Annotated in this window: 19 protein-coding genes, 6 tRNA genes, 1 pseudogene and 1 riboswitch; of the genes and pseudogenes, 9 read left to right on the top strand and 17 right to left on the bottom strand. The window is 62.0% G+C overall.

What is annotated here, in order from left to right:
• Positions 1–38: 38 nt before the first annotated feature.
• Positions 39–794 carry a sulfurtransferase gene (locus ACVOLR_RS10355; RefSeq protein WP_481536346.1) on the bottom strand — a complete coding sequence of 252 codons (756 nt, stop codon included), beginning with the start codon at positions 792–794 and terminating at the stop codon, positions 39–41.
• Positions 795–1,093: 299 nt separating this feature from the next.
• Positions 1,094–1,459 (bottom strand): DUF6164 family protein, encoded by a 366-nt coding sequence (locus ACVOLR_RS10350; protein ID WP_481536339.1) that lies wholly within the window; start codon positions 1,457–1,459, stop codon positions 1,094–1,096.
• 61 nt (positions 1,460–1,520) lie between these two features.
• On the opposite strand from ACVOLR_RS10350, the gene ACVOLR_RS10345 reads away from it, so the two are divergent.
• Positions 1,521–1,952, top strand: coding sequence for an FKBP-type peptidyl-prolyl cis-trans isomerase (locus ACVOLR_RS10345; protein ID WP_481536338.1), 432 nt, complete (start codon positions 1,521–1,523; stop codon positions 1,950–1,952).
• Positions 1,936–3,180, top strand: coding sequence for a TIGR03862 family flavoprotein (locus ACVOLR_RS10340; RefSeq protein ID WP_481536337.1), 1,245 nt, complete (start codon positions 1,936–1,938; stop codon positions 3,178–3,180). The genes ACVOLR_RS10345 and ACVOLR_RS10340 overlap by 17 nt, the downstream gene beginning before the upstream one ends.
• A gap of 75 nt (positions 3,181–3,255) precedes the next feature.
• Here ACVOLR_RS10340 and ACVOLR_RS10335 read toward each other — a convergent pair whose 3' ends face one another.
• The 6 genes from ACVOLR_RS10335 to ACVOLR_RS10310 form a co-directional block, all read right to left on the bottom strand.
• A complete protein-coding gene (locus ACVOLR_RS10335; protein ID WP_481536336.1) occupies positions 3,256–3,735 on the bottom strand; it encodes a GNAT family N-acetyltransferase in 480 nt (159 codons plus the stop codon).
• Positions 3,736–5,358, bottom strand: coding sequence for an FMN-binding glutamate synthase family protein (locus tag ACVOLR_RS10330; RefSeq protein WP_481536335.1), 1,623 nt, complete (start codon positions 5,356–5,358; stop codon positions 3,736–3,738).
• A 31-nt stretch (positions 5,359–5,389) separates the two neighbouring features.
• On the bottom strand, positions 5,390–6,679 hold the full coding sequence (locus ACVOLR_RS10325; protein WP_481536334.1) for a nucleotide sugar dehydrogenase: 1,290 nt from the start codon (positions 6,677–6,679) through the stop codon (positions 5,390–5,392).
• Positions 6,680–6,701: 22 nt separating this feature from the next.
• Positions 6,702–6,788, bottom strand: a tRNA-Leu gene (locus ACVOLR_RS10320).
• Positions 6,789–6,869: 81 nt separating this feature from the next.
• Positions 6,870–8,282, bottom strand: a complete 1,413-nt coding sequence (gene hemN / locus ACVOLR_RS10315; RefSeq protein ID WP_481536333.1) for an oxygen-independent coproporphyrinogen III oxidase — start codon at positions 8,280–8,282, stop codon at positions 6,870–6,872.
• A gap of 85 nt (positions 8,283–8,367) precedes the next feature.
• Entirely contained in the window at positions 8,368–8,751 is a 384-nt protein-coding gene (locus ACVOLR_RS10310) for a group III truncated hemoglobin (RefSeq protein ID WP_481536332.1), read from the bottom strand.
• Between the two features lie 182 nt (positions 8,752–8,933).
• On the opposite strand from ACVOLR_RS10310, the gene ACVOLR_RS10305 reads away from it, so the two are divergent.
• From ACVOLR_RS10305 to ACVOLR_RS10290, 4 genes and pseudogenes are all read left to right on the top strand, one after another.
• On the top strand, positions 8,934–9,221 hold the full coding sequence (locus ACVOLR_RS10305; RefSeq protein ID WP_481536331.1) for a hypothetical protein: 288 nt from the start codon (positions 8,934–8,936) through the stop codon (positions 9,219–9,221).
• A complete protein-coding gene (locus tag ACVOLR_RS10300; RefSeq protein WP_481536330.1) occupies positions 9,218–10,300 on the top strand; it encodes a 4Fe-4S dicluster domain-containing protein in 1,083 nt (360 codons plus the stop codon). Before ACVOLR_RS10305 ends, ACVOLR_RS10300 begins: the two co-directional genes overlap by 4 nt.
• Before the next feature lie 146 nt (positions 10,301–10,446).
• Positions 10,447–11,646 carry a leucine-rich repeat-containing protein kinase family protein gene (locus ACVOLR_RS10295; protein ID WP_481536329.1) on the top strand — a complete coding sequence of 400 codons (1,200 nt, stop codon included), beginning with the start codon at positions 10,447–10,449 and terminating at the stop codon, positions 11,644–11,646.
• 4 nt (positions 11,647–11,650) lie between these two features.
• A pseudogene (locus tag ACVOLR_RS10290) lies at positions 11,651–12,442 on the top strand (IS3 family transposase); the annotation flags it as partial.
• A gap of 83 nt (positions 12,443–12,525) precedes the next feature.
• On the opposite strand, the gene ACVOLR_RS10285 reads toward ACVOLR_RS10290, so the two are convergent.
• From ACVOLR_RS10285 to ACVOLR_RS10265, 5 genes are all read right to left on the bottom strand, one after another.
• Positions 12,526–13,200, bottom strand: coding sequence for a PDZ domain-containing protein (locus ACVOLR_RS10285; protein ID WP_481536328.1), 675 nt, complete (start codon positions 13,198–13,200; stop codon positions 12,526–12,528).
• Positions 13,201–13,564: 364 nt separating this feature from the next.
• Positions 13,565–13,978, bottom strand: coding sequence for a hypothetical protein (locus ACVOLR_RS10280; RefSeq protein ID WP_481536327.1), 414 nt, complete (start codon positions 13,976–13,978; stop codon positions 13,565–13,567).
• 46 nt (positions 13,979–14,024) lie between these two features.
• Entirely contained in the window at positions 14,025–14,492 is a 468-nt protein-coding gene (locus tag ACVOLR_RS10275) for a hypothetical protein (protein WP_481536326.1), read from the bottom strand.
• A 215-nt stretch (positions 14,493–14,707) separates the two neighbouring features.
• A tRNA-Cys gene (locus ACVOLR_RS10270) sits at positions 14,708–14,781 on the bottom strand.
• 72 nt (positions 14,782–14,853) lie between these two features.
• Positions 14,854–14,929 (bottom strand) — tRNA-Gly (locus tag ACVOLR_RS10265).
• A gap of 317 nt (positions 14,930–15,246) precedes the next feature.
• On the opposite strand from ACVOLR_RS10265, the gene ACVOLR_RS10260 reads away from it, so the two are divergent.
• The 3 genes from ACVOLR_RS10260 to pnuC all read left to right on the top strand — a co-directional run bounded on the left by ACVOLR_RS10260 (position 15,247) and on the right by pnuC (position 19,359).
• Complete coding sequence (locus ACVOLR_RS10260; protein WP_481536325.1) at positions 15,247–16,383, top strand: phosphotransferase enzyme family protein; 1,137 nt, start codon at positions 15,247–15,249, stop codon at positions 16,381–16,383.
• A gap of 43 nt (positions 16,384–16,426) precedes the next feature.
• A riboswitch (TPP riboswitch) is annotated at positions 16,427–16,522 on the top strand.
• Between the two features lie 69 nt (positions 16,523–16,591).
• On the top strand, positions 16,592–18,766 hold the full coding sequence (locus tag ACVOLR_RS10255) for a TonB-dependent siderophore receptor (RefSeq protein ID WP_481536324.1): 2,175 nt from the start codon (positions 16,592–16,594) through the stop codon (positions 18,764–18,766).
• On the top strand, positions 18,763–19,359 hold the full coding sequence (gene pnuC / locus ACVOLR_RS10250) for a nicotinamide riboside transporter PnuC (protein ID WP_481536323.1): 597 nt from the start codon (positions 18,763–18,765) through the stop codon (positions 19,357–19,359). Before ACVOLR_RS10255 ends, pnuC begins: the two co-directional genes overlap by 4 nt.
• A gap of 133 nt (positions 19,360–19,492) precedes the next feature.
• On the opposite strand, the gene ACVOLR_RS10245 is transcribed toward pnuC, so the two are convergent.
• From ACVOLR_RS10245 to pgsA, 4 genes are all read right to left on the bottom strand, one after another.
• Positions 19,493–19,568: transfer RNA gene (locus tag ACVOLR_RS10245), tRNA-Gly, on the bottom strand.
• A 58-nt stretch (positions 19,569–19,626) separates the two neighbouring features.
• Positions 19,627–19,702 (bottom strand) — tRNA-Gly (locus ACVOLR_RS10240).
• Positions 19,703–19,761: 59 nt separating this feature from the next.
• Positions 19,762–19,837: transfer RNA gene (locus ACVOLR_RS10235), tRNA-Gly, on the bottom strand.
• Positions 19,838–19,885: 48 nt separating this feature from the next.
• Positions 19,886–20,500 (bottom strand): CDP-diacylglycerol--glycerol-3-phosphate 3-phosphatidyltransferase, encoded by a 615-nt coding sequence (gene pgsA, locus ACVOLR_RS10230; protein ID WP_481532043.1) that lies wholly within the window; start codon positions 20,498–20,500, stop codon positions 19,886–19,888.
• Positions 20,501–20,504: the final 4 nt, after the last annotated feature.

Below are 20,504 nucleotides of genomic sequence, written 5' to 3'. Positions count from 1 at the left end.
CCACGCCCCACCTGTGCAGGCTTGAAACCCATGCCTTCTCAGGCTTGGACTTCGTCCTGCCGGTCCACCAGCGGCTGTAGCTGTGCATCCAGCGCCACGCGCTCATCAAACACGAAGCAGCGGCCGTCATAGCCTTCGCCGCCCACTTCCTCGAAGTAGCCGAGGATGCCGCCTTCCAGCTGCAGCACGTTATGCATGCCATCGTTCTGCATCCACAGCGCAGCCTTTTCACAACGGATGCCGCCGGTGCAGAAGCTGACCACGGTGGCATCGGCCAGCGCCTCGCGGTGCGGCTCCAGCGCGGCTGGCAGATCGGTGAACTTGGCGATTGGCAGGGTCAGCGCACCTTCGAAGGTGCCGTGGGCGAATTCCTGCCAGTTGCGCGTATCCAACATCACCACGCGCTTGCCATCGTCATCGTGACCCTGCCGCAACCAGCGCTGCACGGTAGCCGGGGCCACGCTGGGTGCGCGCGGGTAATCCAACGGCTGGCCGTCTTCGCGGCGGAAGCTGATGATTTCCGACTTGAACTTGGCCTTCAGCCTGGCGAACGGCTGCATCTGGCTGTGGCTGTATTTGATGCGCATGTCGGCAAAGCGCACATCGGCCTTGAGCTGGCTGTAGAAGCCATCAATACCGTCGCTGCTACCGGCGAGGAACAGGTTGATGCCCTCCTCCGCGATCAGGATGGTGCCACGCAGCTCCAGCGCCTTTGCGCGCTCATGCAAGGTAGCGGTCAAGGCTTCGGCATCAGCCAGCGGCACGAAAAGATAGGCAGCGGTATTAACGATCATGCGCATAGTTTAAACGACCGCCCCGGGCCACGTTTGTGGGAGCGGCGTGAGCCGCGAAGCCGGCAATGCCTGAATGGCCTTGTAGGAGCGGCATAAGCCGCGAAGCTGGCGGTGCCTGAAAAGCCCAAAACCACCCCCTCCTCAACCCGCCCGGCCCGAAGGCACAGCCTTCGGTCGTTCATCAGGCCGCGCGCCAGTGGCCCGCAAGCAGGCCTTCTCCCCCCCTTGCCTGCGGCAAAGGGAGGGAGCTAATCCTTGCCTTCGGTAGGAACACGACGCTCAGCGCCAACACCGCTCCATTACCCTCGCAGCAGGAAATACGGCAGTAATACCAAAGCCGAAACCACCACCATCCCCAGCAGCACCGCCACTACAAACAGCGGCCGGCTCCGCAACATCGAACCGAACGTCTCCGCACTGCCGTCCCGCAACGCCGCCTCGCGCTCGTCACGCACCCGTTGCCGGCGTTCAGCCTGATAGCGCGCCATCAAGTCTTTCGCGCGCGGTAGATCATCGTTCTCACGCAGCCAGATCCCGCCATTGGAGATGCCCCAGGGGCTGGGTTCTGTCCGATACCAGGCGATGCCATTGCGGTCGAGCAGTTCGCCGACCTCGAAGCTTTCGTCGTCACCGACATTACGCAGATTGAGCAGCAGTTTGGCCATGCCGCAATGATACCCGGCGGCGATGCGCTACCCTGCACGCCCCTTTCCAACGGAGCGCGCCATGCGCCGTCTGTTCATCCCGCTGCTGCTGTCCCTGTTGGCCGCCGGCTGCACCCCGCCGGGCCCGCCTCCGGGCGGCACCATTGCCAAGTTCGAGCAGATCGACACCGTGCCCGGCAGCGGCGCTGAAGCAGTCGCCGGCAGCAAGGTCAGCGTGCATTACACCGGCTGGATCTACGACGAGCGCAAGCCCGACAAGCACGGTGAGAAGTTCGACAGTTCGGTGGATCGCGGCGAATCGTTCAGCTTCAACCTTGGCGACAAGCAGGTCATCCGCGGCTGGGATGAAGGCGTGGTCGGCATGAAGGTCGGCGGCAAGCGCACCCTGATGATTCCGGCCGAATACGGCTATGGCAACCGTGGCGTCGGCCCGATCCCGGCCGGCTCCTCACTGGTCTTCGATGTAGAACTGCTCGATGTCAAACCTCGCTGACAAAACCGTCGCCGTCATTGGCGGCGGCCCGGCCGGTCTGTTTGCCGCCGAGCATCTGCGCGCAGCCGGTCTGGCCGTCAACCTGTACGAGGCCAAGGGCTCGCCCGGTCGCAAGTTCCTGATCGCCGGCAAGGGTGGGCTCAACCTCACCCATTCCGACCCGCGCCCACTGTTCGACAGCCGTTACCGCGAACGCCAGGCCGAAGTCGCAACCTGGCTGGACGGCTTCGATGCCGATGCCCTGCGCCGCTGGGCGCAGGGCTTTGGCGTGGAAACCTATGTCGGCAGCTCCGGCCGCGTGTTCCCGGTGGATCGCAAGGCAGCACCTCTGCTGCGCGGCTGGGTGCGCCGACTGAAGGAACAAGGCGTGCGCTTCCATGTGCAACATCGCTGGCTGGGCTGGAACCCGGACGGCAGCCTGCGCATGGCAACCGCTGAAGGCGAGGTCAGCGTCAAGGCCGATGCCACTGTCTTGGCACTGGGCGGTGGCAGTTGGCCGGAGCTTGGCTCCGATGGCAGCTGGATGCCGGTTTTGCAGGAACGCGGCGTTGATACCGCGCCGCTGCAATCGGCCAACTGCGGCTTCGACATCGACTGGACTGCCCACTTCCGCGACCGTCATGCCGGCGCACCGATCAAACCTGTGGTTGCGCACTGGACCGATCTGCAGGGGCAAGCACAGTCGCTGCAGGGCGAATGCGTGGTCAGCCAGTACGGCATTGAAGGCAGTCTGATCTATGCACTGGCCGCGGACCTGCGCGAAACCCTCAACCGCGATGGCGCGGTGACACTGGAACTGGATCTGGTCCCCGGCCGTGACGAAGCTCGCCTGCTCGCCGACCTCGCCCGCGCCCGCAAGGGCCGCAGCTTCGGTGAACACCTGCGTCGTGCAGCTGCTCTGGATGCAGCCAAGGCTGGGCTGTTGTTTGAAGTGTTGGGCAAAGATGCCGGCAATGATCTTGAAGCTGTCGCGCGCACGCTCAAACGTCTGCCGCTGCAGTTGCTGCGGCCGCGCCCCATGGCAGAAACCATCAGCACCGCCGGTGGCGTGCGGCTGGAAGCAATGGACGCCGGGCTGATGCTCACCGCGCAACCGGGCGTGTTCTGCGCTGGCGAGATGCTGGACTGGGAAGCCCCAACCGGCGGTTACCTGCTGACCGCCTGCTATGCCAGCGGCCAGCGTGCAGCGGAAGGCGTGGCACGCTGGCTGCAAGCCACTACGCGCTAGACGGGAAAGGCCAGCAATGGCCTGAAGCAATGACCACAGACGTGAACCAGGCCGGGCGCAATGCCCAGCCTGGCATCAATCGCTGTGTTTGCGGCCATCCTTGTGCATCTGCATGCAGGCCAAGGCCACCCCGCTGGGATGCGGATACAGCGCTTCGCCGTCGGCAACAAATCCCATTCGCAGGTAGAACGGCACCGCGTTCAGCGATGCCGAAAGCTGCAATGCCCGCTCTGGCGCGGACATGCCCTGCAAGCACTCCATCAAGGCCGCGCCGATGCCTTGCCCCGACATGTCGGGATCAACAAACAATGCGTCTACTTCGTTGGTCGCAAGATCGATCACGCCGTAGCCCAGCAACGCCCCGTCCGCATCCTCGGCCACCACGCAACCGCCAGCCTCGATCAGCAACGGCAGTTGTGGTGGTGCCGGAGATGCTGACCAACGCGCGATCACCTCTGCCGGATAGTGGCTGCAGCAGGTCTCGCGCACACAGCGTGTACGCAGCGCCCAAAGCGCAGGTATGTCAGCAAGAATGCCGGCACGGAACCTCGCCATTCAGCGCATCTTGCTGGTACGCAGCGCCGCAATCCGGGCCGGCGGAGTAAACGAATCACTGCGCGCCTCAGCCCAATACTCGCGGAACACGGTGTGCTCAGGCACCTTGTTCAACAATTCGCCCGGTCCGAGGTAACGGTACAGGCTGGCCAGCGAGCGGATCTCCACCGGCGATACGCGGCGCAGGATGTGCTCAGGGCCCAGCTCGGACGTATCGTGCAGGCCAGCAGCGCCGAGCAGGTCACGCAGCGCGCGCATGGTGTTCTGGTGGTAATTGAACACGCGCTGGCCCTTGTCGACCGGCTCAAGATGACGCCAGCGACTCGGGTCCTGGGTGGCAATACCGGTCGGGCATTTGTCGTTGTGGCAGCTCAACGACTGGATGCAGCCCAGCGCGAACATATAACCGCGCCCGGCATTGCACCAGTCAGCACCCAAGGCAATGGTGCGGGCAATGTCGAAGGCCGTGGTCACCTTGCCGGCCGCACCCAATCGAATGCGATCACGCAGGCCAAGCCCGACCAAGGTGTTGTGCACCAGAATCAGCGCTTCGTTCATCGGCACACCAACGTGATCGATGAATTCGGCCGGCGCTGCACCGGTGCCACCTTCGGCACCATCGACCACGATGTAGTCCGGCAGCATCCCGGTTTCCAGCATCGCCTTGGCGATGCCGAACCATTCCCATGGATGGCCGATGGCCAGCTTGAAACCAACCGGCTTGCCACCGGACAGCTCGCGTAGGCGCGCAACAAACTGCAGCAGTTCGATCGGTGTGGAGAATGCCGAATGCTTGGACGGAGATACGCAATCCACCCCCATCGGCACGCCACGCGTCGCGGAAATTTCAGCACTGACCTTGGCCGCCGGCAACACACCGCCATGGCCGGGTTTTGCCCCCTGCGACAGCTTGATCTCGATCATCTTGACCTGATCGGAGCTCGCGTTCTCGACAAAGCGCTCTTCACTGAAACGGCCGTTTTCATCGCGGCAACCGAAGTAGCCCGAGCCGATTTCCCAGACCAGATCACCACCGTTCTCACGGTGATACGGCGAGACGGAACCTTCACCGGTGTCGTGGCAGAAGCCACCAAGTTTGGCGCCCTTGTTCAGCGCGCGGATCGCATTGGCCGACAAGGAACCAAAGCTCATCGCCGAGATATTGAACACACTGGCCGAATAAGGCTTGGCGCACTCTGGCCCGATCACCACACGGAAATCGTGGTGCGCAATGCTGGTAGGCGCCAGCGAGTGATTGATCCATTCGTAGTCAACCGCATACGCACTGCGCAGTGTGCCGAACGGCACCACATCCATCTCATTGCGCGAACGCTGATAGATCAGCTGGCGCTGCTGCCGCGAGAACGGAACGTCTTCCAGATCGCTCTGCACGAAATACTGACGGATTTCCGGGCCAATGGATTCGAAGCCGTAGCGGAAATGCGCCAGCACCGGATAGTTGCGGCGCAGAACACTGCGCCGCTGCAACACATCCCAGGTGCCGAGCACCGCCATCAGGCCGAACAGGCCAACGCCCCAGTACCAAGCAGGCCAGTGACTAGCCAGCGCCAGTGATACTGGCAGCAGGATCAGTGCCAGCACATAAACCAGATAACGATGCATTACCGTCCTCAACCTACACGGATGGCGGATTCTACAACCGGTCGTCCACTACTTGCCTCGGCCAGGCCGATTTCACATCGTAGACCACCATGTCCGGCACACCCAAGGCACGGATCTGCGCCGCATCAAAGGCACGGAACTGTTGATGGGCCACCGCCAACACCACCGCATCGTAGACACCTTGCTGGGGCGCCTTCACAAGCTCTACACCGCCCATGTCATGCGCATTGCGCGGATCGGCCCAAGGATCAAACGCATCCACCTGCGCACCCGCGGCCGCCAGCATCTGCACCAGATCCAGCCCACGGCTGTTGCGCAGGTCAGGGCAATCCTCCTTGAAGGTAACCCCCAGCACCAGCACGCGCGCGCTCTGCAACGGCTTGTTCTTTTCTTCGAGCAAGCCACGTACACGGGTGACCACATGCGCCACCACACGGTTATTGACCTGCCGCGCGGTGTGGATCAGATCCGGGTGGTAACCCACGCTCTCGGATTTATGCAGCAGGTAGTAGGGGTCAACGCCAATGCAGTGCCCGCCGACCATGCCAGGCCGGAACGGCAGGAAATTCCACTTGGTGCCCGCCGCTTCCAGCACATCCAACGTGTCGATGCCCAGCTTGTCGAAGATCAGCGCCAGTTCGTTGACCAAGGCAATGTTCACGTCGCGCTGGATGTTCTCCACCACTTTAGCCGCCTCGGCCACGCGTAGCGACGACGCCGGCCAGGTGCCAGCGGTGATGATGCGCCGGTACAAGGCATCAACCACTGCGGCGGCCTCGGGCGTGGAGCCTGAGGTGATTTTCTTGATATCCGGCAATCGCCGTTGACGGTCACCCGGATTGATCCGCTCCGGACTGTAGCCGCAGTAAAAATCCTGGTTGAAGCGCAGCCCGGAGCCTTGCTCCAGCAGCGGCACGCATACCTCTTCGGTGGTACCCGGATACACGGTGGATTCGTAGATAACTAGATCCCCGCGCTTGAGCACAGCCGCAATCAACGCACTGGCGCCGCGCAAAGGAGCAAGGTCCGGCTGCTCGTAGGCATCGATCGGCGTCGGCACGGTGACGATGAAAACATTGCGCCCGGCCAGCTCGGTCTTGTCCGCGGTGTAGCGCGCATGTAACGCCGCACTCAGCTCGGCGTCGTCCAGTTCCAGCGTATGGTCGTGCCCTGCCTGCAACTCTGCGACGCGGGCGGTATCGATGTCATAACCCAGGGTATCGAGCGTCTTGCCGAACTCGACGGCCAATGGCAGGCCAACATAGCCCAACCCAATAATGGCGATCTGCGGCGATGCCGCGGCGGTGATCTCGGCGCTCATGCCATCCCCTGAGGTTGCGAACTGGTGCCCGGAGCCGGAATCGAACCGGCAAGGCCTTGCGGCCGGCGGATTTTAAGTCCGATGCGTCTACCAGTTTCGCCATCCGGGCATCGTCATAGCGTGCCTGATTGCGATCCAATTGTGAATCACGAAGATTGGCGGCGGCGCTGAACCCGCCGCCAGCATGGCCTCAGCCGATCGCCCGCGAGTAGCGCGCTGGCTGCTGCGCCGCCTTCAGATAGCGGTCAAAGCACATCGCTATCAGGCGCAGCAAGGGCCTGCCCTGCTCGGTGGCCGCGACCACACCATCGCAGTAACTGGCCAAGCCGTCATCCTGCAGGTGGCGCAGTGCAATCAGCTCCTCGGCAAAATAGATGTCGAAATCGACATCATGCCGCCGCGCCAGCGCACGGCCATCCACGCTGCCGTGGCACATCAACTGCTGGATCAACTCCGCGCGCAGCATGTCGTCCCCATCCAGCTCCAACCCGCGCCATACCGGCACGCCACCCTCGGCAATCTTTGCCTCCCAGTCCTTGAGATCGCGCGGATTCTGGCTGTAGCTGCTGTCGATATGACTGATCGCACTGACCCCCAGCCCCAGCAGGTCGCTGTCGGCATGGGTGGTATAGCCCATGAAATTGCGATGCAGGCTGCCTGCACGCTGTGCGCGCGACAGGTCTTCTTCCGGCAACGCGAAATGATCCATGCCGATGTACTGGTAACCGGCCGCCGACAGCCGTTCGACGGCCAGCCCCAGCAACGCAAGCTTCTGCTCCGGGTCGGGCAGATCGCGGTCCTGGATCTGGCGCTGTGCTTTGAACATATGCGGTAGATGCGCGTAGCCGTAAATCGCCAGACGATCCGGGCGCGCTTGGATCACCGTATCGAGCGTGCGGCCAAAACCGGCAAGTGTCTGCAACGGCAGACCATAGATCAGATCCACGTTGACCGAACGCATGCCGTAGTCGCGACAGGCCTGGATGATGGCCATCGTCTCATCCACTTCCTGCACGCGATTGATCGCCTGCTGCACCTGCGGGTCGAAGTCCTGGATGCCGAGGCTTGCGCGATTGAAGCCCAGCTCTGCCAGCACACCGATGTCGTCGACACTGACCGAGCGCGGGTCCAGCTCGATAGAGAAATCGCGTGCACTGCTCTGGCTGAAATTGAACAGTTTCTCGAGTCCACCAATCAATCGACGCAGCTGATCGGGGGCCAGGAAGTTGGGGGTGCCGCCGCCCAGATGCAGCTGCACCACTTCGCGCTCACGTGCAAACAGCGGCGCCAACCAATCCGCTTCCACCAGCAGCTGGTCGACATAATGCTCGCCCTTGCTGCGATCGCGGCTGATCACGCGGTTGCAGCCACAGTAGAAACACGGGCTGCTGCAATACGGCACATGCACATATAGCGACATCGGCCGCCCGGCCGCGTTGCTACGCGCTACCGCCGCGCAGAACTGCGCCTGACCGTAACCATCATGAAAATGCGGTGCGGTTGGATAGGACGTATAGCGCGGCCCCGGCCGGTCATGCCGACGCAGCAGATCCGCATCGAAGGTCCAGCCCAGGGCGTTTGAGGTCGGCAGTGGCATGTTCATGCTGCCAGCTTGCCCCTGCCCAAGCGCCCTCGCCTTGAGTTAGATCAATTTGCCCATTCATGAACAGGACCAGCCACCCTGCCGTTCAGAGTATCGGGAACGAAGGGGACTGGTAGCGCCGCCAGATCGAGGCGGCGACCCGCCCCGCCGCCTCATCGGCCAGGGACTGCATCGCTGGGTTTCCCAGCTCCGCCGTGGTCTGTGCGAACAACGCCAGCCAGCGCTCGAACATCGGCCATTCCAGCCCGGGGATGGCCAGATGCTTGGGCATGGGCGCACCACTGAAGCGCGAGGTTCCGCGCAGCAGGGCCGACCAGAAATCAATCAGCTGCAGCAGATGCGCCTCCCAATCGTGTACCCGCGCCTCGAATATCGGCCCGAGCACCGCATCCTCGCGCACCCGCGCGTAGAAGCGCCGAACCAGCAGCTCAACCTCTTCCTCAGTGCATACATCCGGTCCAGCCCGCACAACACACCTCCTGTTATCTGACCCAAATCAACCATGCCCGGCCACATCCTGTTCTTGATCAGGATCAACGACGCGCGTGCGCGCAGCCCCTAGCCTTGCACACTGGGTTACCAGCTGGCGCTGAACCGTAGCGCTGCCAACCCGATTCTATTCCTTCGCCAAGAGGCCCCCAGGAATCCACAATGACCGCTTCTGCCGACTCCAGCATCCGCCGCCCGCTGCCAATGATCCAACGTCTGGGCGCCGTGGTGTGGCCCAGCTTTTTTACCGCGGCGGTGATGTCGGCGGTTTTTTTTGCATTCATCGACCCGCCGGAACTGCAGCAGATCAGCTTCCCGCAGCACGTAATCAGCCGTGAAGTGGGCTACTCGCTTGGCTTCTTCATGTTCTGGGCTGGCACCTTGTGCGCGTGCGCAGTGACAGCGCTGCTATTGCGCCCCGCACGCGAGCAGGAGGAAGTTTTCGAATGAAGCCAGTGCGCAGCATCGGCGAAGCCAGCGCCGGCAACGCGCGCAGACGCGACAGGTTCCGCCAGCTCATCAGCCTGGCGATGTTGGCGGCATTCTATGGCCTGCCGTGGCTGCACTGGGGCGGCAAGCCCTGGTTGCTGCTCGACATCGATGCACGCCAGTTCCAGGTCACCGGCATCTCGATGCAACCGGAGCAGTCAATACCATTGCTCTGGCTTGCCCTGGCCGCATTGGCCCTGCTTTGCCTAGCCACCAGCCTCTACGGGCGCCTGTGGTGCACCTATGCCTGCCCGCAGACGGTGTTGACCCGCCTGTTCCGCAGATTGACCCGCCTGACCGATTTCAAAGGCAGGGCGAAGCCACTGGGAACACCGCTGCGGCACGCGTTGTGGGCGGCAATCTCGCTATGGACTGGCATCAGCCTTGTGGGCTACTTCACGCCTATCGCAGAGCTGGCGCACGGCGCACTCACACTCACGCTCAGCGGCTGGGAATTCTTCTGGATCAGTTTCTACGGCCTGGCCACCTGGGCAAACGTGGTGTATCTGCACGAGCAAGTCTGCAGCTATCTCTGCCCTTACAGCCGCGTGCAACCGCTGATTGCCGATGCACGTATGCCCTGCATCCAATACAACGCGCCGCGCGGTGAGCCGCGTGGCCAGCGCGGCCAGGACAACGCCAGCGTGCTGCACCGATCACGCGGGCTGCTCGATGCAACCACCGCGGCCGACTATGTATTCCGCGCCGCCCACCCGGCCATTGCCGGCGCCATGCCCAAATTCAGCCCGGTCCATCTGGGCGACTGTACCGACTGCGGCGCCTGCGTTGCGGCCTGCCCGATCGGGCTTGATATCCGCAATGGCCGCTCCAGCAGCTGCATCGAATGCGGCAACTGCATGGATGCCTGTGACGATGCGATGGCCAGCAAGCACTACCCGTTGGATCTGATCCATCGCGCGCGCCCAGCTTGCGAAGAAGGCGATGCCAGCGCATCCAGATTGCGGATCAAACCATTGGCGTTCGCCGGCCTGATGCTGCTGTGCATCGGCTTGGCGATGTTCACGGCCGCGAGCATCTAGCAAGGCATGCCCGTAGGAGCGGCGTGAGCCGCGAAGCTGACCTTGTTTGAACCCTCGGCATCCGTGCCATCTGATGATCAGCCTACTTCGCGGCTTACGCCGCTCCTACAAAAGTCTCGTACCGGGTGTCGCTACACTAGCCATGCATGCATACCCTTGAAGATCTGAAAAGCGGCGCACTCAGCGGTGCCCAATCTGTTCGACTGGTCAATCTCGGCCTGACCGAATTCCCGCAGGCGCTGTTCACGTTGGCCGAGACGCTGGAAGTGTTGGATCTCTCCGGCAACCAACTCACCTCGCTGCCTGATGACCTGCGGCAGCTGCACAAGCTGCGCATCCTGTTCTGCTCCAACAACCCGTTTACGCAATTGCCTGTTGCACTTGGCGAGTGCGAGCAGCTCGAGATGGTCGGCTTCAAGGCCTGCGCGATTACGCAGGTATCCGCACACAGCCTGCCTGCACGGCTGCGCTGGTTGATCCTGACCGACAACCGGCTTCGTGAGTTGCCAGCGGCGCTTGGCCAGCGGCCACGACTGCAGAAGCTGATGCTTTCCTGCAACCAGCTCACTGCCCTGCCCGACCTCAGTGACTGCAAGGCACTGGAGCTGCTGCGGATTGCCAGCAATCACTTCAGTGAAATTCCAGCGACATTGCTTACCTTGCCGAATCTGGCCTGGCCGGCATTGGCCGGCAATCCGCTGACTGCGGATGCCGAACACACCGCATTGGCGGATGCGCATCACCATGCCATCCACCACGACGACTTGGAGATTGGCGAGCTGCTGGGTGAAGGGGCGAGTGGGCACATCCATCGCGCCACACGCAAACACAGCAACGAAACGATTGCCGTCAAAGTATTCAAGGCGGCATTTACCAGCGATGGGACGCCGCAGTCAGAGCTGGCTGCAGGGCTGGTCGCAGCCGGGCACCCGAACCTGCTCACGCCACTGGCTGTAGTTGAAGGGCACCCTCAAGGGCGATTGGCAGTGGCGATGCCCTTGCTTTCCTCACAATACGTCAACCTTGCCGGCCCGCCCAGCCTTGCCAGCTGCACGCGCGATGTCTATGCAGCGGATGCGCGCTTTTCGCCCGCCATCGCCGAACGCCTGCTGGGCTGCGTCCGCGCGGCGCTCACCCACCTGCATGCGCAGGGCGTGCTGCATGGCGACCTGTATGCCCATAACATCCTGTGGAACCCTGCCACCGGCGAGGCAGTACTGAGCGACTTCGGCGCAGCGATGCTGATTGGCGCGCTGCCACCTGCCCAACGCACACAGCTGCAGGCAATCGAGTGGCGTGCATTTGCGCACCTTGAAAATGAAATCGCGGCGCGCATCGGCAACTGACAGCCGGCGGGCATGTGGCGTGATGCGCCAGGCCCTTTCCGGGTTGACGTACAAACCAGTGCGCAAAATTCTGGGGGCGCCATTGACGCGGCGCATCATGGAGATAGCCCAGACGCGGGTGCGTTACGGCTACCAGCGCATCCACATCCTGCTGCGTCGTGAAGGCTGGCCGATCAATAGCAAGCGCGTGCATCGGCTGTACAAGCTGGCAGGGCTGAATCTGCGCTCAAAGCGACCGCGGCGGCGCAGGGCCGCTGCGGATCGATTGGATCGACCCGTACTCACCGCTCCCAACCAGAGCTGGAGCATGGATTTCGTTAGCGATGCGCTGTTCGATGGACGCCGTTTTCGATCGCTGACCGTGGTCGACAACTTCAGCCGCGAATGCCTGGCCATTGTCATGGGGCAGAGCCTACGCAGCGAAGATGTTGTCGAAACGCTGGAACACCTGCGGCAGGAACGCGTTTCACCGCGCCGGGTTCAGGCGAATAATGGGCCTGAATTCATCAGCATCGCTCTGGACAAATAGGCATACGATCACGGCGTTACGATCGATTTTTCGCGCCCTGGCAAGCCGACCGTTAACGCCTTCGTCGAATCTTTCAATGGTTCATTCCGCGACGAATGTCTGAACGTGCACTGGTTCCTGCCCCTTGACGACGCCCGCCAGAAGATCGAAAGCTGGAGAACCGACTACAATCATTTCCGTCCGCATTCGTCCCTGGGAAATGCCGCGCCAGCGCAGTTCGGCGACGCATTTCGGACAGCCCCAAACACGCCGATTTTTCTACCCTAGATCGGCTCAAGATTTGGGAGGCCGCCAGTAGGACTGCAAGGCAAAAATGCACAGGCATCACCTGCGCATTCGCCAAGAAGAGGTCATTGCGTTAGAAGCTTTACCTTCTGAGAATCAAACTCTTCCTGCGTCAGCACTCCCTGCTCTTTCAGCTTCAGTAGTTTAGCTAACTCATCCGCCACTGACGACGACGGTGTACTTGTTGATGGAGTGTTCCGGGGCTCTGCCTCTGCAAGCACCTCTTCCACATAAGCCGGGCGAAACTCACGATCCAACGTGAGGCTTATTGTCGCTCCATTCCTCGTAAGCTCGACGGGATATGTTGCGGAACTGGCCGCCTTCTCTGTGGCAGCCAGGTATTCGTCGTCATTTTTGAACCTGCGGCCTGCGACTCGAGTCACTACATCTCCGACAACGATCCCGGCTCGCATCGCGGCTGAGTCTGGCCGTACCCCAGTGATTCGCATAGCTCCGTAGCGGCCTTGTTGCGTGGCTTCGACGTCAACCCCCATGACTACATGATTCGGAAACGTTGTCCCCACCGGGAATTTCCCGCCGGCGGCCCCCATGAAGCCCATGATGCCGTTGTGGAAATCGGCCCCCGAAAAATCGACCCGCTGGATCTGACCGAACGCCATTTGCGTCTCCATCCATCCGGCAGCCTGCACCCTCGAAATCCCGGCGTTCTCGCTAATGTTGAAACGAAAGAATCGCTTGGGCGGCGTCGAGTAGCTGTTGCCCAGTAGCAGTTGGCCCATAATTGACTGCCCGGTGCTCAAGGGTGAGTCGCAGACAACCGTTGTTTCGTTGGATGATACGACTGTCCATCGCAAATCCATGCAACGCCCGGATATCTTCCCGGCTACTTCCGCGGCCTTTCCTGAGAAGAACATTTCGGTACTCCCCGACGGAGTAACCGCAAATAGGTCATTTGCGAATCCAGCAGCCGGAGTAGTCCCTAAGACGCAAAGCGCCATCAACCTTAACTTAATCACCTCTTCCCCCCCTGGACAAGTGACAATGATCTGGCCGCTCATACTAATGGGTCCCGAACCAATAGCGAACTGTGCCACCCATTCCCCCCCTCCCGCACGCCGGGGCAGGTCTGCAGGCCTGCGCTCTTTAGATCAAAACTAAACCTGCCGACCCTTCCTCACGCAACGACCGGCTGAACACCCGCGCCGCATCTTGCTCCGCCTCTACAATCCGGGTCAGCAGCCAATCGACAACACCTGACCAACCTTGGCGATACGCAGACTCGCTGACCCCCATGGCCGCGGCTCGCTCGCGATTGCTCAAGCGCTCATCTTTCATGTAGCCCATCGCTACGGCAGCAATCTGCGGCATGCGCTCTTCCAGCCTCTCCGGAAATAGCTGCTCGCGGGCCAGGGCAGCGCGCGCCTTCAACGCGCCCAGATTGCGACGAGTCTGCTCGCCTGGATCCCGCTCGAACTGCGCGATGCAGTCGGTGATCCCCCAAAGAGTCCGGGCGTCGATAAAACTGCGCGACCGGCGATTGCGCTCCTCCAGTGCCAATCAGGTTATCCCGTGAAACACGCGAACTATGTCCGCGCGGCTCGGATCAGGCCCGTACAGCGGCGCCATCGGCCGTGTAGGCCGAGTAGCCCCGGGGAAGCAAACGCAATGGGTTTGTCGGGAGCTCGCCTTGGGCCGCGAGCCAGTCCAGCGCGCGGGACTGGACACCGACCTGGTGCCGAAATGTTGATGGCGACAGAGTGTGGGCACGCTTCATCGAGGCGACCCATTCGGTTACCCAACAGAACGTGAGGTCGGCCATGGCCATTTCTATCAGAAGTCGCGACAACACAACCGGCAGCAGCTTGGCATCATCGACGGAGATGGCCTGTTTACTGCAGCACTCCGACACGCGACCGCGGAGGCGCTTGGGATCGGTCTTTGGCGCTACGAACTCCTCCGGCACCACTCCCCGATCGAGCAACGCTTCCAACCTTGCAACGTACTCATCCCCCTCCTTCTCCACCCCAAAACTGAGGTAGATCGGCTTGGGAAGCAGCCCTACCCCGCCCACGATGTAGTGCTAGGAGTCCCCCCGCTTTCGTTTTGTCGCCATGACCTTCCAGCAAACTCGCGTACAGGCACTTTAGGTATGCTGACGTGAGTTTGCCACGCGAAAACGAGTCGCAAACGGGACATCTCGCCCCGGAATGCGGATATTTCGCGAAAGGCCCAGAAATTACGAAAAACAAAAAAGCCCTGATTTCTCAGGGCTTTTTGCTTACTACTTGGAGGCCTGGGTCGGAATCGAACCGGCGTACGCGGATTTGCAATCCGCTGCATAACCACTCTGCTACCAGGCCAAACAATTGCACCGCCGAAGCACTACACCGCCTCGACATGAAAAGACCCCGCTGCGGGGGCCCTTTCCGATTTGGAGCGGGAAACGAGACTCGAACTCGCGACCTCAACCTTGGCAAGGTTGCGCTCTACCAACTGAGCTATTCCCGCGGTGTGGGGCGAATGATACAGACTTCGGCAGGGGCACGCCAGCGCTTTTTAACAATTCCTTTCACATGGGTTGTTTGACTGTCTGCGCTGGATCTGCAACCCCTGTAGAACCGAGCCATGCTTGGCTGGGGCTTTACCGGGAAGGCCCTTGCCGAGCATGGCTCGGCACTACACCGGGAAGGCCCCCTTGCCGAGCATGGCTCGGCACTACACCGGGAAGGCCCCTGCCGAGCATGGCTCGGCACTACATTCAGCAGCCTTGGCGGGGCTGGCGTACCATCGCGCCTCCCTCGTATCACCTGTCCTAGCCTGTTCCGATGACCCAGCAATCACACCGTGTGCAAGGCCTGAACAATGATGAGGTGGCCGCCGACTGGCCCGCCATCAATGCGACCGAGCTTGCCTGGTTGTGCCATTACTACCCGCAGCTGGACGCTGGCAGCACCCTGCTTTGGCACAGTCCGCGACCGATGTCGGCCGCAGCTATTGTTCAGGGCTCGCACAGCAAGGTTTTCGTCAAACGGCACCATCGACTGGTCCGTAGCGCTGCTTGCCTGCAGGAAGAGCATCACTTCATCACCCACCTCGCCAAGGCAGGGGTGCCGGTTACCCAGCTCCTGCATGGCCACGATGACCAGACCGCCATCGAACATGGCGACTGGACCTACGAGCTGCACGCCGTGGCCGATGGACAGGACCTGTACCGGGATGCCCCATCGTGGACGCTGCTGACCGAAGTCGAACGCGCGCGCGCTGCCGGCCGCATGCTGGCCACCCTGCACCGCGCCTCCTCCAGCTATGACGCGCCCCAGCGCAGCACCCACCTACTGGTCGCACGTGATGAGCTGATCCGTGCGGAAGACCCGATCGCGGCCCTCAAAGCCGATCTCTGCAACCGACCCGGTCTGGCCTGCTACTTGTCGCGCATTCCTTGGGAGCAACAACTGCAGCACAGCGTCATGTCTTGGCACATCGGCCTGGCAGCACGCCTACAGGCCGAACCTCGGCTCTGGGCACACAACGACTGGCATGTCTCCAACCTGCTGTGGGGCCATGGTGAGAATGCGATGGAAGTCAGCAGCGTGCTCGACTTCGGCCTGGCCTCCCCCACCAGCGCCCTGTTCGACCTGGCCACGGCGATCGAGCGCAATGCCATCGCCTGGCTGGAACTGGAACGCGGCGCCGAGGCGGTACGTGTCGAGATCGCATTGGCCTTGCTCGAAGGCTACCGCGAGGTAGCGCCCTTGTCGGCTGAGCGGGTACACCTGCTGGCCGACCTGCTGCCAATGGTGCATTTCGACTTTGCACTGTCTGAAGTCGAATATTTCGAAGGCATCACCGGCTCCACCGCGAATGCCGATGTGGCCTGGCGGCCGTTCATGCTGGGCCACCCCGAATGGTTCGCCAGCGCCCCCGGCCAGGCCTTGCTGCAGTCGCTGCACGCCGCTGCCTGAAGCGGCCCGACTCGCAAATCATTCGCATTTGTAGTGAAATGGCGCCCTGAAGCGGGGGTGCCTGGATTTGCCAGGCTGAGAGAGTCCCTTGGAACCTGATCCGGTTTGCACCGGCGTAGGGAGCTTTGAGCAGCAGCCGTCGCGCCGTCATTGGCGCTGCGCATGCGCGCCTTCGCTTCGTCTCCCTTGTTGCCTGAAGACGAATCGAATGAACCGCTGCCTGCGCCCCACGCTGTTGTCTCTCGCCCTGAGCGCCGCCCTGCCGCTGTACGCCAGCGACACCGGCCTTGATGCTGCTGCCGAACACTCCCCGACCGAACTGGCCGCCGTACGCGTACAGGCCCGTCAGCCGGAAGCAGACAATTCCCGCGCCAACAGCTTTGGCAGCGGCGACTGGAAAAGCACGCCGGCATCGATGAACGTGCTGGACCGCGACTTCCTTGACCACCAACAGGTGCGTTCGCTGTCCGAGCTGGCCAGCAATGACGCCTCATTGGGCGACGCCTACGCCCCGGTCGGCTATTACCAGAACGTCGCCATCCGCGGCTTCGCGCTGGACACCGCCACCGGCTACCGCTTCAACGGCATGTCGATTGCCGGTGAACAGCGGCTGGCGCTGGAAAATCTGCAAGCCGTTGAAGTGCTCAAGGGTGAAGCAGGTCTGGCGGCCGGCGTAATGGCGCCGGGCGGCATCATCAACTACGTCGGCAAGCGGCCGGCCGAAGTACGCACCGTCACCCTGGGCACCGACAACGAAGGCTCGCGCTACGCCGCCATCGACGTCGGCCATTGGCTGACCCCGCGCATCGGCCTGCGCTTCAACGCAGCGTGGGACGACAGCGCTTCCTATATCGAACATGCCGATGGCCGCCGCAATTTCTATTCACTGGCGACCGACTGGCTGATCGGCGAGCGCGGCAAGCTCGAAGTCGACGCCAACTACCAGACCAGCGCGCAGCGCTCGGCCTCCGGCTACCAGCTGCTGGGCGGACGTGAACTGCCGACCGGCGTGGACCGTGAGCAGTTGCTCGGCTATCAGCCGTGGCAGAAGCCGGTAGGCATCGCCAGCACCAACATCACCGCACTGCACACCTACGATTTCAACGCCAATTGGCAATCGCGCATTGCCGTCAGCCACAGCCGCACGGTGATCGACGACAACGTCGCCTTCGCCTATGGCTGCTACTACGCCGCGCAATGCGCCGATGGCAGCGTGCCCGGCAATTACTTCGCGCCTAACGGCGATTACGACATCTACGACTACCGCAGCCCGGACGACACCCGTCGCAACCAGGAACTGCGCGCCGAGCTGCGCGGCAGCTTCGACACCGGCAGCATCGGGCATCAGCTGACCATCGGTGCTGACCGGTTCCGTCGCACCGTCGACAAGCGCCGCAACGTCAACGAGTACGTAGGCACGGTCAACATCCATGACAAGCAGCTGCCGGTATTCGAGCCCTCGCCGCTGATGCCGGGCGCGTCCGCACGTCGCCTGGACAGCCGCCAGACCGCGGTATTCGCACTGGATCGCATCCAGCTCAATGAAGACTGGCAGTGGCTGGCCGGCGGCCGCTACGTGCGCCTGGACGAGCGCGCCTACGACAAGCGTGGCAACCCAGAACGTCGCAGCCGTCTATCGCGCTTCCTGCCGCAGACCGCGGTGATGTGGAAGGCCAGCGACAGCATCAATGCCTACGCCAGCTATGTCGAAGGCATCTCGCTCGGCCAGGAAGCACCGTTCTGGACTGCCAATGCCGATACCTTCCTGCCGGCAGTGCAATCGCGCCAGCTCGAAGTCGGCGTGAAGTACGCCAGCAGCGAGCAACTGACCCTGGGCGCTGCACTGTTCCGCACCACCCAGCCGTACCAGTACGCAAAGCCCGACGGCAGTGATGTCGGCTACACCTTCGTCGAGCAAGGCAAGCAGGCCCACGTCGGCTTGGAGCTGACCGCAAACGGCCAGCTCACCGATGCACTGCAGATCACCGCCAGCGCCAGCGTATTGCGGGCGCGTGCGCGCGACACCGGCACGCCGAGTTACGAAGGTCACCAACTGGTCAACGTGCCCAAGCTGCGCACCAGCGTGCATCTGAGCTATGCGCTGCCCTTCGTTGAAGGGCTGGACCTGACCGGCGGCTGGCGCTACGCCTCGGCCAATACCGCGCGTGCTGATGGTGCAGTTCGCGCACCGAGTTACAACGTGTTCGATGCCGGCCTGGGCTTCCAGCATCAATTGCAAGGCCACGCAGTGAACTGGAACCTGTCGGTGGACAATCTCTTCAATCGCTTCTACTGGCGCGATACCGGCAGCAGCATGGGCGATTACTACCTGTTCCCGGGCGCACCGCGGCAGGCACGCGTATCGGTGAGCATCGCACTGTGAGCGGCGCAACGCTCGAATGGTCGGCCGCGCTATGCAGCATCCTCGGCGTCTGGCTGATGGCACAACGGCGGATGGTCGCCTGGCCGGTCGGCCTGTTGTCGGTGGCGCTGTACGCACTGGTGTTCGCCGAAGCCAAGTTGTACTCGGACACGCTGCTGCAGCTCGCCTTCGCCGTTTTCCTGGTTTACGGCTGGGTCAACTGGCGCCGCCACGCCGCCGACGAAGGCAGCGTGCGCATCGTGCCCCTGTCACGCAGCAAGATGCTGCGTGATCTGGGCATCGGCCTGCTCGGCGGCATCGCCCTTGGTGCCGGCATGCACAGCTTCACCGACGCATCGCTGCCGTGGCTGGACGCGATGCTGACCGGATTGAGCCTGGTCGCACAGTGGTGGCAGGCACGCCGCCACACCGCCACCTGGTGGCTGTGGATCGTGGTCGATGTGGTCTACGTGGGCGCCTATATGTTCAAGTCACTGCACGTGACTGCGGCGCTGTACGTATTCTTCCTCGGTCTTGCCGTGATCGGGCTGCGTGCATGGAGTGCGGCTGCCAACTCCCCAACCACCGAACCGCTCCCGCACGGCGCGCGCTGAGCGATCCTTCGCATCGCCACTGCTGCCGTTGCCGGCAACAGCTGGCTGAAGGCAAATTGCAGACAATAAAAAAGGCCCCGTCAGGGGCCTTTTCTCACCTGCAGATTTCACATGGAATCTGCAGGTCATTATCTGGAGCGGGAAACGAGACTCGAACTCGCGACCTCAACCTTGGCAAGGTTGCGCTCTACCAACTGAGCTATTCCCGCGGATTGAATGCGGCGCCTGAAAAACAAGCAACCAGCATTCGAAGATGTATCGCAAGACTGGAGCGGGAAACGAGACTCGAACTCGCGACCTCAACCTTGGCAAGGTTGCGCTCTACCAACTGAGCTATTCCCGCAGGCTTGCTACATCTATTTACTCATCTACCCATAAACCGCGTGGAAAGATGTTTGAAACTGGAGCGGGAAACGAGACTCGAACTCGCGACCTCAACCTTGGCAAGGTTGCGCTCTACCAACTGAGCTATTCCCGCTTGGGAGGCGAAATTCTACATGCATTGGCCACAGTGTCAACAGCCTGTTCACTTTTTAACCGCACCATTGCGCGCAGCTTTTTCATCTTCACGCAGGCTCGGCCAAGCCGCACGCAGGTACTGCAGCGCAGACACCAGAGTCAGCAAAGCCGCGATGGCCAACATCCAGTCACCAATATGGAAAACCGGTTCACCCATCCAGATGGTTTTGTACGAGGTATTGGGCGACACCGAGTACAACAGGCACAGCAACGCCACCATCTGCGCGGTGGTCTTGACCTTGCCGATCATCGCCACCCGCACCTTGGCGCGCTGGCCGATCTCGGCCATCCACTCGCGCAACGCCGATACTGCGATTTCACGGCCCACGATCACCGCCGCCCAGAACGCCATCCACGGCGTCGGATGCCCCTGCACGATCAGGAACAAGGCCACCGCCACCATCAACTTGTCCGCCACCGGGTCCAGGAATGCCCCGAACGCCGAATGCTGCTCGTACTTGCGCGCCACCCAGCCGTCCAGCCAATCGGTGATCGCCGCCAGGCCGAAAATCGCCGCCGAGGCGAAGTTGGTCCAGGCATAGGGCAAGTAGAACACCAGCACCAGCACCGGGATCATCATGATCCGCAGCAATGTCAGCCAGGTGGGGATGGTCAATTTCATTACA

The sequence above is a fragment of the Stenotrophomonas sp. STEN030 genome, assembly GCF_056759995.1.
The sequence above is the reverse complement of the archived record's forward strand: the minus strand, read 5'-3'. Positions and strand labels throughout refer to the sequence as shown.